The organism is Cytobacillus pseudoceanisediminis, from assembly GCF_023516215.1.
GTDB classification, from domain to species: Bacteria; Bacillota; Bacilli; order Bacillales; family Cytobacillaceae; genus Cytobacillus; species Cytobacillus pseudoceanisediminis.
In genome coordinates this window covers 1,154,126-1,175,682 of the sequence record NZ_CP097349.1, presented here as the reverse complement: position 1 = coordinate 1,175,682, position 21,557 = coordinate 1,154,126, and the positions used below count along the sequence as shown (strand labels likewise).

Genomic DNA, 21,557 nt, shown 5'->3' with positions numbered 1-21,557 from the left:
CCACAGGAGTTAAGTGCCCTCCGCTCCAATCAACTCAGCGAATAAATCTATTTTGAAATCTAAACCCCCACTGACAACCTAATTTTTGAAAGCTTCCGGATAAAAACCTTTTGCCAAAACCTCAAGCGCTTCCCCAACACGAACTCCTTCAGATGCTGCTGATAAAGGCAGGATGACAAAGCGTTCGTTTTGGACGGCAGGTGTCTGGCTTAAGGCCGGATCTTTTTTTAGGAATTCTATTTTTTGTTCTGCAGTTGTTGATCCATAATCTATCACTACTATTACATCAGGCTGGCGTTCAACTGCATCTTCTTTTGAGACAGTCGCCCAATTTCCTTTTACATCCCCGAAGACATTGTGGCCGCCTGCCATTGTGACAAGTGTGTTCATGAAGTTTTGTGTGGCGGTGAATACATCTGTTTCGCCGCTGTCGTAAACCAGGACATCCAGCGGCTCTTTTACTTTGGGCAATTGTGATGTAATGGCTTCAATCTCTTGGTTCATTTGGGCAATTAGTTTTTCACCGCGTTCTTCTACCCGGAAAATGCTTGCGATATTGCGGATGTCACCATAGATATCTTCCAGGGTGGGTGCCACTTTAACAGATGAAGATTGTAAGTAGCTATTAATGCCTAATTTCTTTAGTTCTTCACGTGTTGCAATGTTTTTCTCATTGAAGGCACTTTCCCAGCCGCCATATAGAAAGTCTGCTTCTTCTGATATGACTTGTTCTTTTGATGGATACTGTTCTGCTAATACTGGAACTTTGTCGTATGCCTCCTGTAGTGGCTCATAAATCTCGTTATCTAAAAATGCTGTACCAGCCATTGAATCTTCTAAACCAAGTGCCAGCATGATTTCAGTCACATGCTGATTTAATGATATAGCACGCTTTGGCGCTTCTTCGTATTCATTCACAAACCCTTCATTTTCAATAACCACTTTCTCCGTCTGCTCCGCTTGTTCATTTTTCACCTTTGCTGTATTTGCCTTTTCGCTTGAGCATGCGGACAATAATAATACGGCCGCTAAGACCAGAAAAGCCCAAATTCTGCTGATTTTCATGTATATAGGTCCCTCGATTCCATTTAATCGTTTGTGTAAAAAAATAAATGAATCTTTTTGGTAAATGGGTTTTTCGAAACACCAGCCTGCATATGGAAGACTTCTCTTAATGTCTCTTCTGTAAGGACTTGCTCAGGTGTCCCTGACATATAAAGAGCTCCATCGTTCATGACAAGGAGTTCATCGCAATACCCGGCTGCCAGATTTAAATCATGAAGGGCAGCCACAATGGTGATAGGCAGATCCTTCACTAAATCCATTAATTGATATTGATGTTCAATATCCAGATGATTGGTCGGTTCATCCAGAATTAATATGTTTGCCTGCTGTGCCAGGGCGCGAGCGAGCATCACCCTTTTTTCTCGCCGCCGGATAAATGGCTGAATGTGCGGTTTTCCAGGTGAAGCACATTCGCGAGCATCATGCTTTCTTCCACAATGGCAAAGTCGTCCCGGTTATCAGCGGCAAGCCATTTTTTGTACGGCGTCCGTCCCATCATGACTAAATCTTTTACCGTAAAATCAAAGAGCACCGGTGTTTCCTGACTGACAACAGCTAACTCCTGAGCAAGCTTTTTCTGAGAGATATCGAGAATATCTTTTTCATATAACGTCACGAAACCGCTCGTTTGTTTTAAATGACGATAAATGATTTTTAGCATCGTAGATTTTCCGCTGCCATTCGGCCCAATGATGCCAACGAATTTCCCCAGTTCCACAGAAAAAGAGATATTATTTAAAATTTGCTTGTCCGGCACTGAAAAGGACATATTTTTGACCTGGATCATCCTTATTCACCGTCCCCAAAAGAATATTGCTTTCGCCTAAGCATCCAGATAAAGAATGGGCTTCCGCAAATAGCGGTTATAATCCCGATTGGCATTTCTTCAGGCGCCAGCACTATACGTGCACCCATATCGGCCCAAACTAAGAAAATGGCACCCATTAGGGCGCTTATCGGGAGAACCATTTTGTAATTAGACCCAGCCATCATCCGCACGATGTGAGGGATAATCAGCCCGACAAAGCCAATGCTTCCGCTGACCGCGACGACCACACCGGTCAGAAGGGATACAAAGAGAATGATAAATATACGAAACCGGTCCAGATTAACACCAAGTGTCGCTGCCGTTTCCTCTCCAAGCAATAAAGCATTAAGCTGCCGATAATTCATAAGCAGCAGAATAAAAACAAGCAGCATTGAAAAAAATGGGATGCCAAGATTGGACCATTTCGCGCCTGCCAGACTGCCGAGCATCCAATGCATGACCGCTTGAATGCCGCCCTGCTGCTTGGACATCATCAGCATAAAATTGGTAATGGCGGATAACACCATCGAAACCGCAATCCCTGCCAAAAGCAGACGAATGACCGATAGGCGTCCATTGACACGTGCTAGGAAAAACACAATCATGACCGCAAGGATAGCCCCTAAGAATGCGGCCAAGGATATGGCATACTCCCCCAAAATGCTGAATGCACCAAGTAAAATGACAGATGCAGCTCCAACGGATGCTCCGGAAGATACTCCGAGAATATAAGGATCTGCTATCGAGTTTTTCACTAATGCTTGAATGGCTGCGCCGCAAATGGCCAGGGAAGCACCTACTATGGCCGCAAGTACAATACGAGGGAATCGTATATCCCAAATAATAACCGTTTGTGCCTTGGAAGCATCTGTTTCTGTGAATACACCCAGCTTGGAGAATAGCACTTCCCCAATAAGGCGCGGGGTAATATCCACAGATCCTACCATCACGGCAAAAGTCATGGAAGCAAGCAGCCCCGCGGCCAGTGCAGCCATCAGTAATGTAAATCGTGCACTAGTCATATATGCTTTACAGGCTCCCAGCTGATGATTGCTGCATGGAAAGGGTAACGGTACACATACTGGCCATCCTCTTTGGAAATAAACCGTTCCAAGGATGCTTCCACATGTGCTTGCTCAAACCGGGGAGATAAGATTTTCTTGCTCTGGGCACTAATTAACTGCTGCCATGTATCATAACGATCCTCCCGCTCAAGCTTTATCATTTCACAATCTGCATAAATGTCTAGCTGGTACAGCATGTTGACGATCATGATATAATCCCGGCGCGGGTATTTAATGTCATAGCCAAACTGCTCATCCAATAGGACGTAATGAGGCTGAATAGGCCCTGTTGTTAAGCCGATAATGGCACGCTTTTTTGCCAGCATGTTCATTTTCTTCAGCGCTTCATTCATTTCATACATCCGATAAAAGCAGTTCACCCCCACCACGACATCGTGCGGCTCCAATTGTGCTTCTTCCCATTTGCTGTGGACAAACTGGATAGGCCCATCCTCTTCAAAGTACTGCTTTAAGTATGCGAGCACACTCTTTGAACCATCGACCAGCGTTAAGCTTCTGACATCCTGGCTGAGCGGAAATGTATAGTTGCCCCATCCCGGACCTAATTCAATACAGGTAGAGTCTTTCGTGATGTGCGGCCTCATTTTTTCGTAAATCTTTTTGGCATACTCATCTGTCTGCTTGTATCTTTTTTCTTCATGGACTGCATCCAAAAGGCTTCTTCCAGCTCATCATCAACCATTCGCTCCGGCATCCTGCCATGCCAGTCCAGCATGCCTTCCTTCCAGAGCTTATCAAAATCGTATTGCAAAGGGGATTCTTTAATCATTGAAATTCTCCTCAATTTCTAATACCTAAATAGATACAGCGTCCTAAATTCTCGGGCTGGCTGCTTAAAACTCCAGCCCCTTCATGGCTTTAACATCCTGTTCGGCATAATAATGCTTGGTGGCATCGATGGTTGACACTAAATCGGCTAATTCGAGAATGGCAGGATGTGCGGAACGCCCTGTGATAACCAGATGCATCTTTTTTGGACGGTTTTGAATGGCGTCTACCACCTCGGATAACGGCAGCACATCGTCAATTGGAAACCGTGTGATGGCCAAGGCATTATTCAGTTCGTCGAGCACTAATACATCTGTTGTTTCATCTTTTAGTTCATGTTTTACCGTCTGCCATGCGATCGCAAGTGCTTGTCGATGCTCCTCCGGTGTTTTTGTCCATGTAAACCCGATTCCTAATTGAACAGTTTCAACACCAAGTTTTCTTAGTGCCAGCTGTTCACCATATGTACGTTCCGGTGATTTAATAAATTGATAGTATTTAACCTTCATGCCGCGGCCAATGGCCCTTAATGCGACACCAAGCGAGGCGGTTGTTTTTCCTTTGCCATCGCCTGTATAAACTAACAGCATCCCTTTTTGTGCCATACAACATTCCTCCTTAAAGCCAGGTTGTCTTTTCAGCAAATGGTGTACGCTTTTTCTCGGAGGCAATTTCTTCTGCCGGATAGCCGATGCATAGCGTCCCCACTAATTGCTCCTCGTCAGATGCACCGATAAAATCATGCAGTGCGGTATCATGCACCAAACCAACGCCTCTTGTACGCCATACCATGCCTAACCCCAGCTGTTCGGCCATCAGCCACATCGACATGATGGCACTGCTTACAGCAAAGACATTATCTTTTGTCGCTCCTTCATCTCCTTCAACAATGGCGGATGTCACGACTATGATCAAGGGCGTGTTCGTGATGGCTTTCATGGAACTCTCCACTAAATTCGGCTTCGCGGGAAAGCGCTTTTGCAAGTAATCAAGTGCCACCTGCTCGTAGCGTTTTAAGCTTTCTCCCTGTAATACATAGAAATGCCATGGTTCACGCATACGGTCATTTGGTGCATAGGTGGCTGCTGCTAATAATGTCTCGATTTTGTCTCGTTCTACTTCGCGCGATTCAAAGTTTCGAATCGCACGGCGTTTTTTCAAGGCTTCTAACATAATTCATGCTCCTTTTCTCTAAACCAGGCAATTTGATTCCGTACTCCAACCACATCTCCAACCAATATCATCGATGGATTCGAGATGCCATGAATCTGGATATCCTCTGCAATCGTTTCAAGTGTCCCTGTAATCGTCCGCTGATTGGCAGTTGTGCCCCATTCAATCACAGCGGCAGGGGTTGTTCGGCTTTTGCCATTGGCAATTAAGCTTTTCGTAATGTGAGCAATATTGCCAATGCTCATATAAAAGGCGACCGTATCAATTTGAGCAAGCGCAGACCATTTTAAAAAGTCCTGCTCCTTTTCAGCGCGGCCATGGCCTGTCACAATGGCAAAACTTGCCGCATGATCACGGTGTGTCACAGGAATCCCTGCATATGCAGGCGCAGCAATCCCGGCGGTTATACCAGGAACAATTTCAAAGGGAATACCCGCTTCCCGCAAAATGGCCGCTTCTTCAGCACCGCGTCCAAATACAAAAGGGTCACCGCCCTTTAAGCGCAGCACCTGCCTCCCCAGGTTTGCCTGATCCACCAGCACCCGATGAATTTCTTCCTGAATCAATCCATGCCTTCCCGGCTCTTTCCCGCAGTAAATCAGCTCTGCATCTTCTTTTGCATGTGTTAAAATTTCCGCATTCACCAGACGGTCATATAAAATCACATCAGCCTCCTGAATGCACTCCAATCCGCGAATCGTCAGCAGTTTAGGGTCACCTGGTCCAGCTCCAACAATATAGACAAATCCGCTCATTGCTCTTCTCCTAAACGCTTAAGCAGCAAGGCTTCACATTTTTGCATATCGCCTTGCTCCACCCACTCCAAAACTTGAGGATCCAAAAGCTCTGCCAAAAGCTGCTTTTTTCATCCCCCGTAAACTTCACTAAGATTCGCTGACGGGCTTCCTTTAAAAAAGATACATACTGCGCATAATGCTCTCCATATTCCTCTGCTAATTCTGACTTCACTTTGCGGGTCAGACCGGGGCTTGCGCCAGATGTTGATACGGTCAAAACGAATTCACCGCGTCGGACAACTGCGGGATTAATGAAATCAATACGGCCCTTTGCATCTGCACGGCTGAGCAGCTGCCAATGCTGTGCTGCTTCTTCCACTGCATTGTTTACTTCTTCGTCGTTTGTTACGGCAAAGATCAGGGCCGCGTCATCTAAATCAGCCGGTTCGAACGATTTTTCTTTCCATGTCACAAGTCCTTCATGGATATACTGCTCTAATTTTTCAGTAACCACCGGGCTGATCACAGTAACTTGCGCTTTCGTTGGCAGGAGTGCTTCTGCCTTCTGGCGTGCCACATGTCCACCACCGACAATGACCACCTTTTTATAGTCAAGATTCATTAATAACGGGAAATAATTCATGTTCTGCCTCCAAACAAGCTGCCAGCCAATTTTTCACAAGCTGGGGATTCGATGCAAAATGAAAGTGTGTATAGCCGGCTACAAGATTATCAGTTAAATAGCCTTCCCGCTGAGAGCGGAAGCGGCCTTTGCTAAAGTAAGCCGGTGATGAAAGCTCTCCTTCATATGATGAGTAATGGAATTCATGCCCTTTTGCCTGCTCTCCTTCATTCATCAGGAAGTTGCCCGGAACACCTGTAATTTCCCGATATCCGAGTGCAGCCAATTTATCCTGCATCCTCACCCGGCCCGGAATCACACCGATCATCGGGAATGCCTGTCCTTTTCGATCCGCAATTTCTTCTGTTAAATACATAAAACCGCCGCATTCTGCCAATGTTGGAAGTCCCCGCTCCAGCGCGGCCTTGATGGAAAGCTTCGCTGCTTCATTTTTTGCCAAAGTTTCAGCAAACTCTTCAGGAAAACCGCCGCCTATATAGAGCCCTTGCGCTTTTTCGGGAACCTCTTCATTTTGCAATGGAGAGAAGAAATCCAATGTGGCACCATGGGCACGGAGCAATTCTAAGTTTTCTTCATAGTAAAAATTAAAGGCCGCATCTCTGGCAACCGCAATATGTACTTCCTGTCTTTCCGGCTGTGCATCAAAAATCGAAGAGGAAACCGCCAGGACTTGGGCTTTCGTTAGTTCCAGAAGCTGATCAATATCGACTGTTTCTTCAATCGCTTCTGCCAGACTGTCAAAATAGGAATCTAAATCACCGCGTTCTATGGCCGGCACCAGCCCCAAATGACGGCTTGGCATCTTGGCTACAGCTCCTTTCGGGAGATAGCCAATGACAGGAATTCCGCATTCTTGTTCAATCGCTGTTTTGACAATGTCAAAATGGCTTCTGCTTCCTAATTGATTGGCAATGACACCGACGATATGGGAGTTTTCATCAAGCATTTGAAAACCTTTTACAATCGCCGCCGCACTTCTTGCCATACTTGCGGCATTGACAATTAAAATGACGGGGCTGCTTGTAATCTCGCTAATATGGGCTGCAGACCCTTCATTTGATAATGGGGATTTGCCATCATAGAATCCCATCACCCCTTCTATAATCGCTGCATCTGCATCATTGCTCGCTCTTGAGACAATGGCGCGGACGGTATCATGGTCCATCATGAAACTATCAATATTCCGGGAAGGGCGTTTCGTGACAGCTGAATGATACGTCGGGTCAATGTAATCAGGACCGCATTTAAAACCCTGTACGTTTAACCCGCGCTTCATCAGCGCACGCATAATACCGATGGTGAACGTTGTTTTTCCGACACCGCTTCCTGTTCCTGCCAGAACAAATCGATTCATCCTCTTCCCTCCTCAAAGTGGACGCGTGCAATGCTGATGGTCACATTGCCGCTTTTCTTTTTCTCCAGCAGCAATTCCTTCGCATTCGCATACCTCATGGACGCCGGTTCACTGACCCCATACGCGCCTGTATATTTGAAGACGGTGTCCGACGGATTCTGCATCGGAGTCTCATTCAGCTCTTCAGGTGTGTATGTAACAAACGGCCAGTTATATTTAGATGTTAATTCAAGCAGGCCAGCCTCGTTTTTCTTTAGATTAATAGACGCAACGGCTTTCACACTTTTCTTGCTCAACTTCATTTCTGCCAATGTTTCATCAATGACTTGTTCAATCTCAGCCATTGATGTTCCGCGATTGCAGCCTATGCCGAGAACAATTGATTTTGGACGGTACAGGACCCCGTTTTCAAGCAGCACCTCTTCATGCGGTTCCATAAGGCGATCTGTAATAAGCAGTGCGGCTTGCGGCTTTGCCTTGATGGCTTCCTCTATTGATGGATATATCTTTAGATTTTCCGGCAATTCCCGATCATACGTCCACCAGTTCTTTTCCCCGGCTTCCTGCACGATCGCCACATGTTCTTCATTGACAACCGATGCACTGACAGGTGTTAATTTTTCTTCGCTATCCCACACCCACCCAAATTGGGCTCCAAATAAATCGACGGGAATTGTTTTTTGAACATCTGATGCGGTGGTCACAACGGGCGCCGCCTCAATCGCATGGGCAAATTCATGTGTTAATGCATTGGCACCGCCAATATGGCCGGATAAAACGCTGATGACATACTGGCCTTTATCATCAACCACCAGCACGGCAGGGTCCTTCTTTTTATCGATCAGAAGCGGGGCAATCATGCGGACGACAGCACCAAGGGAAATGATGCAGATAATCCCTTTATACTGCTGGAATAATGCGGGCAATAATAGGCGGACCGTGCCATCAAATAACTGAATTTGCCGTATTTCTTCATCGCCCTGTTCGAATTTTTTCATATAATAAAGGTCTGCATACGGGAATTTTTCCGTATAGCTTCTTGCATGCGCAACCCCATGCTTTGTAATGGCAACAAGTGCATAGGGTTTGCGCTTTTCGATTACCGGAATTTCACCTTCGCGCAAACTAATCATTCGCCGTCACACCTTTGCGGAAGCCATGTGTGAATGTTTTGTCATATAGCTTCGATCGGTATTCTTTTTCATGGATATGCGGGTCCAATGCCCAGCCTGCCAGAATCATCGCATGCTTGCGGATGCCGTTGACACGCATCGCTTCGTCCAGCTCAGACAGTGTGGTGCGGACAATTTTCTGATCCGGCCACGAAGCACGCTGCACAACTGCAACTGGTGTATTGTCTGCCCATCCGGCTGCCTGCAGTTCCTTTGTGATTTTCTTTGTTAGGGTCGCACTTAGAAACATTGCGATTGTACAGTGATGGCTGGCCAATGCCTGTAATTTTTCACGCTCCGGCACTGGTGTCCGCCCTTCTGCCCTTGTTAATATAAGAGTTTGCGTTAAATCCGGAATGGTCAGCTCTGCCCCTACTGCCGCTGCGGAGGCAAAAACAGAACTGACGCCTGGTACTACTTCACAGCTGATATCGTGCTGTTTCAATAGCGCCACTTGCTCCATCGTTGCCCCGTACATGGCCGGGTCGCCTGTATGCAGACGTACAACCGTTTTACCAGCATTGACTCGTTCAGCAATGCAATCCACCATTTCTTCAAGATGCATCCCGGCAGTGCGGATAATCTCTGCCGACTCCTTGGCTTCCGCCACTAATGTCTCGCTGACAAGAGAGTCGGTATACATGACAACATCAGCCTTATTTAATAGCTTTAAGCCTTTTACCGTAATTAAATCGGGATCTCCAGGTCCCGCTCCGATAATCCAAATTTTTTTCATTTGCGCACCACCATACATGACAAGTAATTTAACTCAGCTCCTCGGAGCTCATGGACATTCCATATGACCTCTTCGTCAGATGTAACCTTTGTTACAACATGTGTTTTGTCCAGTAAATCCATTTCTTCCAATAGATTCAGCATATCGTCCAATACTTTCGCTACTTTAATGAAGACAATCGCATCATGAGTTTCAATCACCCGCCGCATTTCCTCCATATTCCCTGTTGCCGGAATCATCGCGACATGGTCATCACCATCAGCCAGGGCAATTCCCAAGCGATTAACAGAACCATTAAAGGACGAGATGCCAGCTACCGTTTCAATCGGAACTTCAGGATGCATTGTCTGCATCAGCTTCATTAAATGGATAAATGTGCTGAACAGCATCGGATCCCCTTCCGTCACGAATGCCACATCTTTTCCCTGAGACAGAAAGCCATAAATAGCTTTTGCGGATTTTGTCCACTCAGCCCTTAATGTCTCTTCGTCTTTTGTCATTGGAAAAACCAAACCAAGCATTTCTTTTTCTTCGGGATTTATATACATGTCTACAATGCGATGGGCGTAGGATTTACTGCCTCTTAATTTTTTGGGATAAGCAATGACCGGGCTTTCCTGCAATTTGCGGAATGCTTTTACCGTGATTAATTCCGGATCTCCCGGCCCGACTCCTAATCCATATAAAGTTCCGATTGTCATTTAGTTCTTTCCTTTCTTTGCAGTCACAATAAAAATGGGATTTAACGGTTCGAAGCGTGTTAAATGCAGGATTGGCTTGCTTTTTGAAATCTGTGCCTGCAATACGGATACTTCACAGCCCATATTTTTCAAATGCTTCATCGCTTCTGCGAGATTTTCGATTGTGGCAATATTCATCACGAGCCGGCCATTCGGCTGCAGCCTTGAAAGGCATGATTGCAATAAAAGCTCCATATTCCCGCCATTTCCGCCAATAAAAATCGCATTCGGATCAGGAAATTCATCCAGCCTCTCAGGCGCCTTTCCAAGGACGGCCGTGAAATCTGTCCGATGTTTTAATTGATTTTCCAGGCAATTCTCCAGGTCGCCCTCATTCTTTTCAATCGCATACACGGCCCCTTCCCGGGCTATTTTCGCTGCCTCAATCGCAACGGAGCCTGTACAGGTTCCAATATCCCAGACGATGCTGTTTTCCTTTAGCTTCAGCTCCTGAATACAAAGAGTCCTGATCTCCTTTTTCGTAATCAAGCCTTTATCCGGCTTTCTCTGTACGAACCTATCATCCGGAATTCCCAGTGAGGCGCGCTCTACTGCCACACGCTGCTTTAAAATCACCACATTTAATGGATAAAAAGACGATTGCTCCATTTCATCCAAAGTGAAAAAGCGGCAGCGCTCATCTTCCCCCTGCAGGTTTTCAGCAACAAAGGCATCATACTCCGTCATGCCGAACTTCTTTAAATACGTTGAAATGGCCTGCGGAGTATTTTTTTCGTCTGTTAAAATAGCAATCTTTTTCCGCCCGTCGATTCTTTGGGCAAAGCCCTTTATAGAACGGCCATGCAGGCTGACAATATACGCATCCTGCCAGCTTTCCTGCATTTTCGAAAAAGCGAGCTGAACAGAGCTTGTATAAGGATAAATCTCCAATGGAAGCTTTTTCGCCAATACACCGCCAAGCCCGTAAAACAGCGGATCACCTGATACCAAAATAACTGTATTGCGTTTTTCTTGCTGCAGGTCAGCCGTTAATGCCGACAAGCCGCCTTTGATTACTTTTTCTCTCCAGTAAATTCCGGGAAGAATTGCAAATGACGTTCCCCGCCGACCAGGACATCACATTCATGAATCCAGTCTATGTATGGGGGAGCAATCCTTCTGCGCCATTATCCCCGATACCAATCATCTTCATCCAATTTGTCAATATTCTCAGCCTTTCCTAGACAGCTTCCATTCATGGCATACAGAGTTGTCGATACTTTGATGCTTGCGTTCATATGATTCAGTGCATAATAGCAGCAGTTTCGGCAAAGGGATTCAAAGAATGCTTCGTTTCCCTGAAGGATTTCACCAACCTGTGATGCCGTATTTGCCTGTAAAATGTCCTGCTGAATTTCCTCACTGACACCCACTTTATTGGCCATACCTGCTAAAAATTCGAAACTGACTGGTGCACTTTTCGAGTGGACCATCATAACTCCCTGTGCAACTTTTGAAAATTTCCCCATCATCCCTACAAGAGAGACTTTGGGAAACTTCTTCCTTGCTATATTCTTTAAAGTAAAACCGACAAAATCGCCCATCTCGATAAAGGCTTCTTCCGGCAAATGCGGATATTGCTTCATGGCAAATTTTTCACTGCGTCCGCCTGTTGTAATGACTAAATGCTCACATCCTGCTTCTTTTGCGACATTGATCGCCTGAGCGATACTTGCCATATAGGCGGAACTGGAAAATGGCACCACCGTTCCCCGTGTACCTAAAATCGAGATACCTCCAATAATGCCTAATCGGCCATTCAATGTTTTTTCTGCAATTTCTACACCGTCCGGAACCGAAATGACTACTTCAATGCCCCGATTTACTTTATATTTATCCATTGCTTCCTGGACGACACCATGGATCATTTTTCGCGGCACAGGGTTAATCGCTGCCTGCCCGACCGCTACTGGCAACCCTGCTTTCGTGACTCGTCCTACACCGATTCCGCCATCTAAATGGATGCCTTCTTCCTTGGCATAAGTCACTGTACTTTGAATTCGTGCCTGATGTGTGGCGTCCGGGTCGTCCCCTGCGTCTTTGATCGTTTCGCACATGACCCGGCCATCTGACCGATCAAATGCCGTCACTTTAAAAGTGGCAAACTGGCCAACTGGCAGATAAATCGTAACTTCATTTGGCACCTCTCCGGTCACTAGTGCCTGCAGTGCTGCCTTTGTCATGGCTGCGGCACAGGCACCTGTCGTGTAGCCGTGCCGCATTTGGGATGGATCTTTTTTATTTCGCTGCTTTTGCCCGTTCATCCGCCATTATCGAAATGGCATTCAGCGCAGCGACCGTCACTGTACTGCCACCCTTTCTCCCTGCATTCGTAATAAATGGGATCCCTTCAAGCACGGCCAGCTCGGCTTTGGACTCTGCCGCTGATACAAAGCCGACTGGCATGCCAATAATCAAGTCTGGTTTCGCGAGCCCTTCTTTCACTAGACGAATCAATTCCAGGAGCGCTGTTGGCGCATTGCCGATGGCATAGATTCCTCCTTCATGCAGACTCACAGCTTTTTGCATGGAAATGATCGCACGTGTTGTTCCCTGGGCCTTCGCTTCCTTTGCAACATCTTCATCCGCAATATAGCAATGCAGGTCCCCGCCATGCTTTTGGAATCGCTTGCGTCCTGACCCGCTTTCAATCATTTGTACATCTGCCACGACATGACGGCCCGCTAAAATGGATTGAACACCTGCTTCAATAGCATCCCGTGTAAAAATCATGCTTCTGCCCAGCTCGAAATCTGCCGAGGCATGGATGACACGCCGAACCACCAGCCACTGCTCGTCTGTAAATGGATGCTCGCCCATCTCCTCTTTAATAATTGCGAAGCTGTGATCATAAATTTTATCCGGATCTACCGTTACCGGTACAAATGTTGTATTAAAGTTCATGTTTGCCATGTGTAAAGCCCTCCCAATCTTTGAATCACTTCTTCGAAAGAAGTGCAGAAGTTTTCATATACGAGCGGTGGCCGCTTAATCAAAATAACAGGAATCCCCAATTCCAGAGCAGCGGTCATTTTTTCATCCACCGATCCCACTTTGCCGCTTTCTTTTGTAATCATCAGGGTCACTTCATATTGCTCACAAAGAGCTTTGTTTAATGACTCAGAAAATGGCCCCTGAATCGCAATAATATCCTTTTGTTTAACCCCAAGCTTTTGGCATTTTTCCATATTTCCCATGTTTGGAAGCATCCTGCATACAAGCCGGATATCATCACGCATTAAATATTTTGTGAAGATTTCCAGCGTTTTGCTGCCGGTTGTCAGCATAATCGTTCCTTTATGCGATTGAGCCAATTTTGCTGCTTCCTCATAACTTTCGGCTTCAGTTATGAGCGGTGAGGTAAACTGTTCATTTGGCCTTTCGTAACGTATGTAAGGAATGCTGCATGCTTTGGCTGCTGCCATTGCCGTTTTTGACGCTTCGTCCGCATAAGGGTGACTTGCGTCAATCACAGTGGTCATCTCTTGCATCTGAATTAATTCAATCATGTCATTTTCTGACAGCCGTCCCACTTTATAAGCAATGCCTTCAGCCTTCAAACTGTCAGCTGCCGATTCTGTGACAACGGTTGCCAATAAGGGATAACCTTGATTTTTCAATTGAATAGCTAATGCTCTCGCATCACTTGTGCCTGCTAAAAATAAAATCATAAGATCCCCCTAATCCCCGCATGGTGCCGGCTCGACTTCGATCTTGGAGCTCATATCCTGATAGGTAAAATACTGAATTTTTTCACACGCTTAAAATATTTAAAAAGCCGTTCATTTGGATGCGCATTTTCTTTGTATTCTTCGATAATCTCCTTTAATAACGGCACCAGCTGATCGGGCTCAATTCCCTCTGCCACCGGCTGGGCAGCATGGGCTGTACGGCCAACCGGCTTTGCCCCGATAAATAGATCAAACTTCTTCTTGCGGTAAACTATGCCGATATCATCAAATACGGCCCGATAACAGGCCATACCGCAGCCGTTAAAACCAATATGCAGTTCCTTTGGAAGCTTTAACCCCCCAGTTCAGCTGCAATTTCCTCTGCATATGGAATGGATTCTGCTTTCTCCCCGTAGCAAAAATCGCAGGCTTTTACATTTAGAACATCGCCCACTGGCATGACTGTAAGTTGATTTTGTTCGAGTTTTTCCACAATCGACTGAGGCCGTCCAGTTGGAATCTTGATTAAAAATCGGTGATCCGGTGTATATTCCATGGTGCCTTTCTCGCCAACAGCTTCTGCCAATACGCGCATTTGGTCTGGTGTAATAAATTTATTGGCAACCCCAGGCGTTACTGCAAATTCAAAAATATCTTCGATTGGCTGCTGCACCAAATGTGTTTGGTCAATCCCCGATTTCGTTGCCATCGATAAAGCCTTTAAAGCCATATCCATTGAGCTGGCTTCTTGTTTTCTTCTCTGGATCTGCTCGTAGCCGGCCTGTGCTTCCCCGGTTTCCTGATTTAATGCCCATGGCTCCGCTTCCTTTTTTAAACGCTGATGCGGCTTTAAGCTTTGCTTCTCTTCACCGAGCGTATACTTTCTCTGATATCCGCGAGGCGTAATGATTTTATTGTCATAAAAGAAAGTGGAGGAATTCCCGATCACAACCGTTGTCAGCATGCCTATATCGTGATCAAGCATTTCCGCCAGTGTAGTCAGAATGACATTCTGATTCTCGCGGTAAGCACTTTTCACAAGACCCACTGGTGTATCAGGAGAACGATATTTTAATAGAATCCTTTGTGCCTCGACAATCTGCCGTGTCCTTCTGCCGCTTTTCGGGTTATATAATGCGATGACAAAATCCGCCATCCCGGCTGCTTCAATGCGCTTTTCGATCACAGTCCAGGGTGTTAAATGATCACTCAGACTGATGGTGCAGGAGTCATGCATGACAGGTGCCCCCAGTAAACTCGCACATGAATTAATCGCAGAGATGCCCGGAACAATTTCCACTTCGATTCCTTCTTCTTCCGTCCAGCCCATTTCGATCAGCACTTCATACACTAAGCCAGCCATGCCGTATACACCCGAGTCACCGCTCGATATCACGGAAACAATATGGCCGGCTTCCGCTCTTTTCACTGCATCCTGCGCACGGGATACCTCCTCAGTCATCCCCGTGCTCACAATGGAACTTGCTGTAACGAATGGCATGATCAGATCTACGTAAGTTTTGTAGCCAATAATGCAATCACTCTGCTGCAGCGCATCCACAGCCCGTTTCGTTATATGCTCACGATCGCCCGGACCGAAGCCGACAACAAAGATTTTTCCCTTCTTCATAGGTAACCTCCAATTAAGAAAAGCATATGCGCCTTGCCTGCTGCCGTGCTGCTCTTAGCAGGCGCCCTGCGCCGGACATTTCTCAAAATTCATTGCTTCTTGCCAAATAAAAAATGCCTGCACTCCTTTTCAAAGGAATACAGGCATATGAAATGACAGTATAAAAATTAGCATACTGAAACTCAAAAACAATTGATCATAATTGTCCCGCCTATACTTCTCCCTCCGAAAAGCAAGTGTCGTTTAAATAAGCAGGTTTCCTGACTTAAGCTTCTTCTTACTCTTACACCTTCCCGATTTCTCAGTGGCATTGTAATTTCATCAGCTTTTACAGTAGCGGGGGCTGTACCAGACTTTCACTGGTTTCCCTTTTACCTCACCAAAGTGAGCACTTATTCAAATTGATATATTAATTTTTTACTAATATAACATATAATGACCAATTTTGGCATATTATTTTTTTCTTAATTTTTTAAATGCTATGTTAATGCCTTTGACTTTTAGATATAGGAATTGGTAAAAAGAACTTATATCTGCTATTCAGGAGTTAATTTTTGCTGGGATATAATTTACAAAGTTAGTACAAATAGATATTGTTTAATTTATTTAAAATGACCGATTGTCCCTTTGACATTATTAAAATCATGCCGTTTATACTGGACCATAGATACAATACCAAGAATTGGTCCAATCGCTAAACAGGCAAAGACCCATTCCCAGCCAACTAACCTCTGTATAATAGGGATTAAATTTATAGAAAATATAGTGATCAGGAAACCAATGCACATTTGAAAAGTCAAAGCTGTTCCTACATACTCAACTTCTGCAACTTCTGAAACTGCGGCAGAAAACTGGGCAGAATCAGCGATGACAGACATTCCCCAAATGATAGAAAGGAGAAGAGTTAACCAAATATATTGACCAAAAGTAAAGCCAATCAAGATACAGCAAATGGCACTGATACACATAGAAATAATCGTTAGATTTGCTCTTCCAATTTTATCTGAGACTAGCCCGCCTACTACACAGCCAATCCCCCTGCAATTCCGATAATAATAAAAGAGGACAATGCAATGAACCAGGGAGGAATCCCTGGAGAATAGCTTGTAAAACTAGCAGTCAAAAAGATGGGAATCCACGTCCACATCGCATACAATTCCCACATATGCCCAAAATAACCGTAGTTCGCAAGCATTACTGGTTTATTCGAAACTACCTTTTTTATTAATTTAAAAGAGAAAGGTAATTTTTTCGTTGTTACTGGAGCATCTGTTAAAACCCAATTGACAATTACAGCTGCCAGGAGAGCCAATATTGAACTGCAAATAATCACTAATTGCCAATTTAAAGAAGAAGAGAATATAACAATAAAATGTGGCAAAGAGGACCCTAGAGTTAAGGCGGCTATTAAGATACCAACTGCAAGCCCGCGTTTTTTCGGAAACCATTGAGATAATATTTTAACAGCTGTCGGGTATACACCAGCGAGTGATACACCGGTTAATATCCTAAGCAGAATACCGAAAAAAGCCTGATCTGCCAATAAAAGCAAGGCATTCAATAGCGCACCCAGAAACGCTGAAACGGCAAGAACCTTTCGGGGATTAAAACGATCTGCTATCCCAAAATATGAACTAACTAATGCACCCATTACAAAGCCAATTGGGACAGAAGCAGACAGCCATGCTTCTGAGCTGGAGCTAAGATTCCATACTTGAATCAGTTCAGGGGCTATAACAGAAGCACTAAACCACAAGCTTAATGCGCATAATTCAGCTAATCCAATCCATCCTAACGCTCTCCATGAACCTGGAATCATAATATCCCTCTTTCAAATAAAGCATAGTATTGGAGCTATATTGAAAATGTGAAACATAACTTTTTTATCCTCTCAACAATATGAAACTGCGTTATACCTGCTCTCTATTGGACGTCACAAAGTCAGCATCTCTTAAATAAATCCATACATTGTCAACCTATTTTATGAATGTTTTTATATTTTCTTTCCCCCAATCGTACATCATTAAAATAACCGGCATTAAGCTTTGCCCTAATTCTGTTAATGAATATTCCACTCTAGGCGGGACTTCCGGGAAAACTTTCCGATGAACTATCCCATCTTCCTCTAATTCTCTAATCTGAGTTGTCAATACCTTGTGGGTGATTTTTGGAAACAGACGCTTAATTTCACTGAATCGTAAAGTCCCTTCAGTTCCTAAATAGTATATAATCGTTATTTTCCACTTGCCGCTAATAAGGGATAATGTCAATTCTTTTTCACAATTAAATTCTCTATTTTCAATTTTCTTCCTCACTTCGCTCCGCAAGTCATCCATAATATCCCCTCCACTTCCCTGCAGTCTAAAAGTATCCTTTTAGTAACCTTCTCACAAAAAAGTGCGTTCTTCCATAAAAAAGGATTATTTTTTAGAATATATTCAAGATAGAGAAAATTGAGATTTTGGTTTTTTATAAAATTAGGGTGGAGCATCCTAAAAAACACTCTATCTATACGATAACCAACTCACTATTTAAATAGAATGGAGGATGCAAGAATGGCAGGAAACAGAGCAGTAATCTACAGGGGTGCAGGACGGGTAGCCGTGGAAGATATTAGCTATCCGGATTTGATTCTAAGAGACGGACCCGGAGTAAATCCTTTAAATGTCGGCCGTAAGTGTGAACATGGGGTAATTCTAAAAGTCATTACGACCAATATTTGCGGAAGCGATCAGCATATGGTTCGCGGCCGGACGACTGCTCCTGAGGGACTCGTTCTCGGCCATGAAATCACGGGTGAAGTCATTGAGGTTGGACGCGATGTTGAATTTATCAAAAAAGGAGATCTTGTATCCGTTCCATTTAATATTGCTTGTGGCCGCTGCCGCAGTTGTAAAGAACGCAACACGCATATTTGTGAGAACATTAACCCGGATCGTCCCGGATCCGCTTATGGTTATGTAGATATGGGCGGATGGATTGGAGGCCAATCCGAGTATGTAATGGTACCCTATGCAGACTTCCAATTACTGAAATTTCCAGATAAAGAACAAGCCATGGAGAAAATTCTTGACTTAACGATGCTTTCCGATATCTTTCCAACCGGTTATCATGGTGCGGTAAGCGCTGGCGTGAAGCCCGGTTCTACAGTATATGTTGCTGGAGCTGGACCAGTCGGCTTGGCTGCTGCCCATTCTGCTCAACTTCTTGGTGCCTCTGTCGTTATCGTTGGTGATTTGAATAGCGAGCGACTTGCCCAAGCCAGAAGTTTCGGCTGTGAAACGGTTAACCTAAAAGAACATCCAAATCTGGGGGAACAAATTGAACAAATTTTAGGAATTCCAGAAGTGGATTGCGCAATTGACTGTGTAGGCTTTGAAGCCCACGGACATGGTGCTGGAGCAGGTGAAGCTCCAGCAGCTGTATTAAACTCGATAATGGAAGTAACACGTGCCGGAGGACGGCTGGGTATACCAGGTCTATATGTTACTGGTGATCCGGGTGCGATCGATAATGATGCGAAAAGCGGAACATTGAAGGTCCGTTTGGGGCTCGGCTGGGCAAAAGCACATACCTTTGTGACTGGTCAAACACCCGTTATGAACTATCACCGTGACTTAATGATGGCTATTCTAAACGAAAAAGCACAAATCGCCAAAGCTGTAAATGCAACGTTGATTTCATTAGACCAGGCACCAGCAGCATATACCGAATTTGATCAGGGTGCTTCCAAGAAATTTGTTATTGACCCTCACGGGATATTTAATAAATAAAGTCTGTCAGAAGCATTCACTAAAAAATTTGAGTGAGCAAATTTTGAGGCAAAAAGTATTCTGTATGTGAACAAAACGCTTGAAAAAATATGATACCGGTAATCTAACCATAAAAGATTAGGAGGTTCATTAAGATGAGCAAAATCACATTAGATTTAGCTAAGCAAATTATTGCAGGTGCTGAAGAATAAGCAAAAAGAATTGGGGTTTCCATGGTTATCTCCGTAGTGGATGAGGGTGGAAATCTAATTGCTGTTCACCGAATGGATGATGCCTGGTTAGCCAGCATCGAAATTGCCCAAAATAAAGCCTGGACGCCTTGTCGTTTTTGGCGGAGGAATCCCTCTGGTCAATGATGGAAAAGTGGCAGGCGCCGTGGGAGTCAGCGGCAGTACCGCTCCCCATGATATCTCCAGGTTGCAGAGGCTGCTGTTCAAGTATTTAACAACAAGTTTTCTCAATAATAATTTTCTGGTTAATTGTTATTTTTTTTGACAAATTAATTTCAAGCATTTAATGGGAATAAGTTATACCACATGTTTTTTAGCCAAATGAACATGTGGTATTTACTTTTACAGCAAATTCTCATTATCAGATGAGTGCTATGAAATCAACTCGTTTGAAAGTAAGTGTTTATTCGAATAGGTAATTATGAAAACTACAATATCCCTCTATAATTCTAATAAACCGGACAGCCATCATGGTCATCCGGTTAATTCATTTAGATACTTAGAAACTTACAAATGTTTAAGATTGCCTTCACGCACCAATCTCATTATTGGAACGAACTTTATCTGTCTTTCGATTTTTGAAGTAATAGAATATATAGCTGACAAGCAGGAATCCTATTCCGATAAGCAGTCCTGCCAGCTGAGTTGGATCAAAGGCCAGGAATACTAGAATAGAGACACAGAATATAATACAAATCAGAGGGATGATTGGGTAGAATGGGACTTTGTATTTTAGATCCTCTACCTTTCCGCCTGCTTTTATATATTTACGCCGGAACATGAATTGAGAGAGCGCGATTCCCATCCATGATATGGTAACAGAAATACCAGCAATGGACATTAATAATACAAACACGGTTTCAGCAGCAAACACGCTTGTGAGTAATGATAAAAGTGAAAATATCATGGTGAATACTAGAGCAGTGAACGGCACCTTCCGTTTTGAGAGTTTTCCAAAAACTTTTGGTGCCATTCCATCATGAGCCATCGCCCAAAGTAAGCGGGTCGAAGCATAAATACAAGAGTTTCCTACAGATAAAATAGCTGTTAAGATAACAAAATTCATGATATCAGGGGCAAATGGAATTCCAGCCAGGTCCATTAAGGTTACAAACGGGCTTTCTAATATTCCGAGCTCTTGTGTTGGAAATATGGCGGATAATATAATAATAGAAGCAATATAAAAAATGATGATTCTAAATATGACATTTCGAATCGCACGAGGAATATTCTTTTGAGGCTCCTCGCTCTCTCCGGCCGCAATCCCGATTAATTCAGATCCCTGATAGGAAAATATAACATTCATCATCGTTACAAACACGATGGCGATTCCAGCAGGGAAAAGGCCTTTAGGAGCTAAATGTTCCATATATGGCGCCGGCCTGTCCGCCAGTGGTATGATGCCCAGGATGGCACTGAAGCCTATAATAATAAAGAAGATCACAGCTACAACTTTAATGCCGGAAAACCAATATTCCGCCTCAGCAAAGCCCCTTGTTGTTAAGGCATTGAGTGCGAATAAAAGAAGGATGAATATTGCACACCATACCCATACGGAGATATCCGGAAACCAGCGTTTCATCAAAATTCCGGCAGCCGTAAATTCTACTCCAGCTGTGGTTGCCGATCCAATGAAATACATCCAGCCTAATGAGAAACCAGCCGAAGGACTAATGAATTTACTGGCATAGGTCTGGAACGATCCCGTAACTGGCATGTACACAGCAAGCTCCCCCAGGCAAACCATGACAAGATACAAAATGACCCCACCGAATAAATACCCGATTAAAGCCCCTCCTGCCCCCGCTTGATTGATCGTGTAGCCGGCGTTTAAAAACAATCCGGTCCCGATTACTCCACCCAAAGAAAGCATAAACAAATGACGGCGCTTCATCGACCGGTTTAATTGATTCTTCTGACCATCTTGCTCTACCATCTAGATCACATCCCTTTATTAGATTGGCATCAGGCA

The 21,557-nt window shown here is 44.5% G+C and carries 20 protein-coding genes, 4 pseudogenes and 1 riboswitch; of the genes and pseudogenes, 2 read left to right on the top strand and 22 right to left on the bottom strand.

Annotated features, from left to right (window positions below):
- Positions 1-78: 78 nt before the first annotated feature.
- The 21 genes and pseudogenes from M5V91_RS06230 to M5V91_RS06135 all read right to left on the bottom strand — a co-directional run bounded on the left by M5V91_RS06230 (position 79) and on the right by M5V91_RS06135 (position 17,918).
- Positions 79-1,065, bottom strand: coding sequence for an ABC transporter substrate-binding protein (locus tag M5V91_RS06230; RefSeq protein ID WP_284521904.1), 987 nt, complete (start codon positions 1,063-1,065; stop codon positions 79-81).
- Positions 1,066-1,088: 23 nt separating this feature from the next.
- Positions 1,089-1,852 (bottom strand): annotated as a pseudogene (locus tag M5V91_RS06225) (ABC transporter ATP-binding protein).
- 2 nt (positions 1,853-1,854) lie between these two features.
- On the bottom strand, positions 1,855-2,895 hold the full coding sequence (locus M5V91_RS06220) for a FecCD family ABC transporter permease (RefSeq protein ID WP_034296895.1): 1,041 nt from the start codon (positions 2,893-2,895) through the stop codon (positions 1,855-1,857).
- The gene (locus M5V91_RS06215; protein WP_284521903.1) at positions 2,892-3,611 is read right to left on the bottom strand and encodes a class I SAM-dependent methyltransferase; all 720 of its coding nucleotides are present in this window, start codon (positions 3,609-3,611) and stop codon (positions 2,892-2,894) included. Before M5V91_RS06215 ends, M5V91_RS06220 begins: the two co-directional genes overlap by 4 nt.
- Complete coding sequence (locus tag M5V91_RS06210; RefSeq protein ID WP_284521902.1) at positions 3,539-3,727, bottom strand: hypothetical protein; 189 nt, start codon at positions 3,725-3,727, stop codon at positions 3,539-3,541. Before M5V91_RS06210 ends, M5V91_RS06215 begins: the two co-directional genes overlap by 73 nt.
- Positions 3,728-3,791: 64 nt before the next feature.
- A complete protein-coding gene (locus M5V91_RS06205) occupies positions 3,792-4,331 on the bottom strand; it encodes a cob(I)yrinic acid a,c-diamide adenosyltransferase (RefSeq protein ID WP_192908716.1) in 540 nt (179 codons plus the stop codon).
- Positions 4,332-4,344: 13 nt separating this feature from the next.
- Positions 4,345-4,899 (bottom strand): nitroreductase family protein, encoded by a 555-nt coding sequence (locus tag M5V91_RS06200; RefSeq protein WP_009334121.1) that lies wholly within the window; start codon positions 4,897-4,899, stop codon positions 4,345-4,347.
- A complete protein-coding gene (gene cobA, locus M5V91_RS06195; RefSeq protein ID WP_009334120.1) occupies positions 4,893-5,654 on the bottom strand; it encodes a uroporphyrinogen-III C-methyltransferase in 762 nt (253 codons plus the stop codon). Before cobA ends, M5V91_RS06200 begins: the two co-directional genes overlap by 7 nt.
- A gap of 10 nt (positions 5,655-5,664) precedes the next feature.
- Positions 5,665-6,279, bottom strand: a complete 615-nt coding sequence (locus M5V91_RS06190) for a precorrin-2 dehydrogenase/sirohydrochlorin ferrochelatase family protein (RefSeq protein ID WP_439649960.1) — start codon at positions 6,277-6,279, stop codon at positions 5,665-5,667.
- A complete protein-coding gene (locus M5V91_RS06185; RefSeq protein WP_009334118.1) occupies positions 6,248-7,633 on the bottom strand; it encodes a cobyrinic acid a,c-diamide synthase CobB in 1,386 nt (461 codons plus the stop codon). The genes M5V91_RS06190 and M5V91_RS06185 overlap by 32 nt, the downstream gene beginning before the upstream one ends.
- Complete coding sequence (locus M5V91_RS06180) at positions 7,630-8,766, bottom strand: cobalt-precorrin 5A hydrolase (RefSeq protein WP_284521901.1); 1,137 nt, start codon at positions 8,764-8,766, stop codon at positions 7,630-7,632. Before M5V91_RS06180 ends, M5V91_RS06185 begins: the two co-directional genes overlap by 4 nt.
- Positions 8,759-9,541 carry a precorrin-4 C(11)-methyltransferase gene (gene cobM, locus M5V91_RS06175; RefSeq protein ID WP_019383381.1) on the bottom strand — a complete coding sequence of 261 codons (783 nt, stop codon included), beginning with the start codon at positions 9,539-9,541 and terminating at the stop codon, positions 8,759-8,761. Before cobM ends, M5V91_RS06180 begins: the two co-directional genes overlap by 8 nt.
- Complete coding sequence (gene cobI / locus M5V91_RS06170; protein WP_009334115.1) at positions 9,538-10,242, bottom strand: precorrin-2 C(20)-methyltransferase; 705 nt, start codon at positions 10,240-10,242, stop codon at positions 9,538-9,540. The genes cobM and cobI overlap by 4 nt, the downstream gene beginning before the upstream one ends.
- Positions 10,243-11,434, bottom strand: a pseudogene (cbiE, locus tag M5V91_RS06165) (precorrin-6y C5,15-methyltransferase (decarboxylating) subunit CbiE).
- Positions 11,409-12,545 (bottom strand): cobalt-precorrin-5B (C(1))-methyltransferase, encoded by a 1,137-nt coding sequence (locus M5V91_RS06160; protein WP_284521900.1) that lies wholly within the window; start codon positions 12,543-12,545, stop codon positions 11,409-11,411. Before M5V91_RS06160 ends, cbiE begins: the two are co-directional and overlap by 26 nt.
- Complete coding sequence (locus M5V91_RS06155) at positions 12,520-13,194, bottom strand: precorrin-8X methylmutase (RefSeq protein ID WP_251157059.1); 675 nt, start codon at positions 13,192-13,194, stop codon at positions 12,520-12,522. Before M5V91_RS06155 ends, M5V91_RS06160 begins: the two co-directional genes overlap by 26 nt.
- Positions 13,182-13,952 (bottom strand): precorrin-6A reductase, encoded by a 771-nt coding sequence (gene cobK, locus M5V91_RS06150; protein WP_019383378.1) that lies wholly within the window; start codon positions 13,950-13,952, stop codon positions 13,182-13,184. Before cobK ends, M5V91_RS06155 begins: the two co-directional genes overlap by 13 nt.
- Before the next feature lie 9 nt (positions 13,953-13,961).
- Positions 13,962-15,582, bottom strand: a pseudogene (cobJ, locus tag M5V91_RS06145) (precorrin-3B C(17)-methyltransferase).
- A 233-nt stretch (positions 15,583-15,815) separates the two neighbouring features.
- Positions 15,816-15,993, bottom strand: a riboswitch (cobalamin riboswitch).
- Between the two features lie 191 nt (positions 15,994-16,184).
- Positions 16,185-16,559, bottom strand: a complete 375-nt coding sequence (locus M5V91_RS30320) for an MFS transporter (protein WP_369425978.1) — start codon at positions 16,557-16,559, stop codon at positions 16,185-16,187.
- Positions 16,560-16,603: 44 nt separating this feature from the next.
- On the bottom strand, positions 16,604-17,401 hold the full coding sequence (locus tag M5V91_RS06140) for an MFS transporter (protein WP_369425938.1): 798 nt from the start codon (positions 17,399-17,401) through the stop codon (positions 16,604-16,606).
- Between the two features lie 157 nt (positions 17,402-17,558).
- A complete protein-coding gene (locus M5V91_RS06135; protein ID WP_019383376.1) occupies positions 17,559-17,918 on the bottom strand; it encodes a winged helix-turn-helix transcriptional regulator in 360 nt (119 codons plus the stop codon).
- Between the two features lie 219 nt (positions 17,919-18,137).
- Here M5V91_RS06135 and fdhA point away from each other — a divergent pair, with 219 nt between their 5' ends.
- Both fdhA and M5V91_RS06125 read left to right on the top strand, forming a co-directional pair.
- The gene (gene fdhA / locus M5V91_RS06130) at positions 18,138-19,355 is read left to right on the top strand and encodes a formaldehyde dehydrogenase, glutathione-independent (RefSeq protein ID WP_284521899.1); all 1,218 of its coding nucleotides are present in this window, start codon (positions 18,138-18,140) and stop codon (positions 19,353-19,355) included.
- 212 nt (positions 19,356-19,567) lie between these two features.
- Positions 19,568-19,850: pseudogene (locus M5V91_RS06125) on the top strand (GlcG/HbpS family heme-binding protein).
- A 264-nt stretch (positions 19,851-20,114) separates the two neighbouring features.
- Here the strand turns inward: M5V91_RS06125 and M5V91_RS06120 are convergent.
- A complete protein-coding gene (locus tag M5V91_RS06120) occupies positions 20,115-21,521 on the bottom strand; it encodes an amino acid permease (protein ID WP_251174649.1) in 1,407 nt (468 codons plus the stop codon).
- Positions 21,522-21,557: the final 36 nt, after the last annotated feature.

Bases quoted from the DNA above. Each gene is read 5' to 3' on its own strand.
- M5V91_RS06155 (WP_251157059.1), bottom strand. From the start codon at position 13,194: ATGGCAAACATGAACTTTAATACAACATTTGTACCGGTAACGGTAGAT.
- M5V91_RS06200 (WP_009334121.1), bottom strand. From the start codon at position 4,899: ATGTTAGAAGCCTTGAAAAAACGCCGTGCGATTCGAAACTTTGAATCG.
- fdhA (WP_284521899.1), top strand. From the start codon at position 18,138: ATGGCAGGAAACAGAGCAGTAATCTACAGGGGTGCAGGACGGGTAGCC.
- M5V91_RS06230 (WP_284521904.1), bottom strand. From the start codon at position 1,065: ATGAAAATCAGCAGAATTTGGGCTTTTCTGGTCTTAGCGGCCGTATTA.
- M5V91_RS06210 (WP_284521902.1), bottom strand. From the start codon at position 3,727: ATGATTAAAGAATCCCCTTTGCAATACGATTTTGATAAGCTCTGGAAG.
- M5V91_RS06135 (WP_019383376.1), bottom strand. From the start codon at position 17,918: ATGGATGACTTGCGGAGCGAAGTGAGGAAGAAAATTGAAAATAGAGAA.
- M5V91_RS06160 (WP_284521900.1), bottom strand. From the start codon at position 12,545: ATGAACGGGCAAAAGCAGCGAAATAAAAAAGATCCATCCCAAATGCGG.
- M5V91_RS06205 (WP_192908716.1), bottom strand. From the start codon at position 4,331: ATGGCACAAAAAGGGATGCTGTTAGTTTATACAGGCGATGGCAAAGGA.
- M5V91_RS06190 (WP_439649960.1), bottom strand. From the start codon at position 6,279: ATGAATTATTTCCCGTTATTAATGAATCTTGACTATAAAAAGGTGGTC.
- cobA (WP_009334120.1), bottom strand. From the start codon at position 5,654: ATGAGCGGATTTGTCTATATTGTTGGAGCTGGACCAGGTGACCCTAAA.
- cobK (WP_019383378.1), bottom strand. From the start codon at position 13,952: ATGATTTTATTTTTAGCAGGCACAAGTGATGCGAGAGCATTAGCTATT.
- M5V91_RS06185 (WP_009334118.1), bottom strand. From the start codon at position 7,633: ATGAATCGATTTGTTCTGGCAGGAACAGGAAGCGGTGTCGGAAAAACA.
- M5V91_RS06140 (WP_369425938.1), bottom strand. From the start codon at position 17,401: ATGATTCCAGGTTCATGGAGAGCGTTAGGATGGATTGGATTAGCTGAA.
- M5V91_RS06220 (WP_034296895.1), bottom strand. From the start codon at position 2,895: ATGACTAGTGCACGATTTACATTACTGATGGCTGCACTGGCCGCGGGG.
- cobM (WP_019383381.1), bottom strand. From the start codon at position 9,541: ATGAAAAAAATTTGGATTATCGGAGCGGGACCTGGAGATCCCGATTTA.
- cobI (WP_009334115.1), bottom strand. From the start codon at position 10,242: ATGACAATCGGAACTTTATATGGATTAGGAGTCGGGCCGGGAGATCCG.
- M5V91_RS06120 (WP_251174649.1), bottom strand. From the start codon at position 21,521: ATGGTAGAGCAAGATGGTCAGAAGAATCAATTAAACCGGTCGATGAAG.
- M5V91_RS06180 (WP_284521901.1), bottom strand. From the start codon at position 8,766: ATGATTAGTTTGCGCGAAGGTGAAATTCCGGTAATCGAAAAGCGCAAA.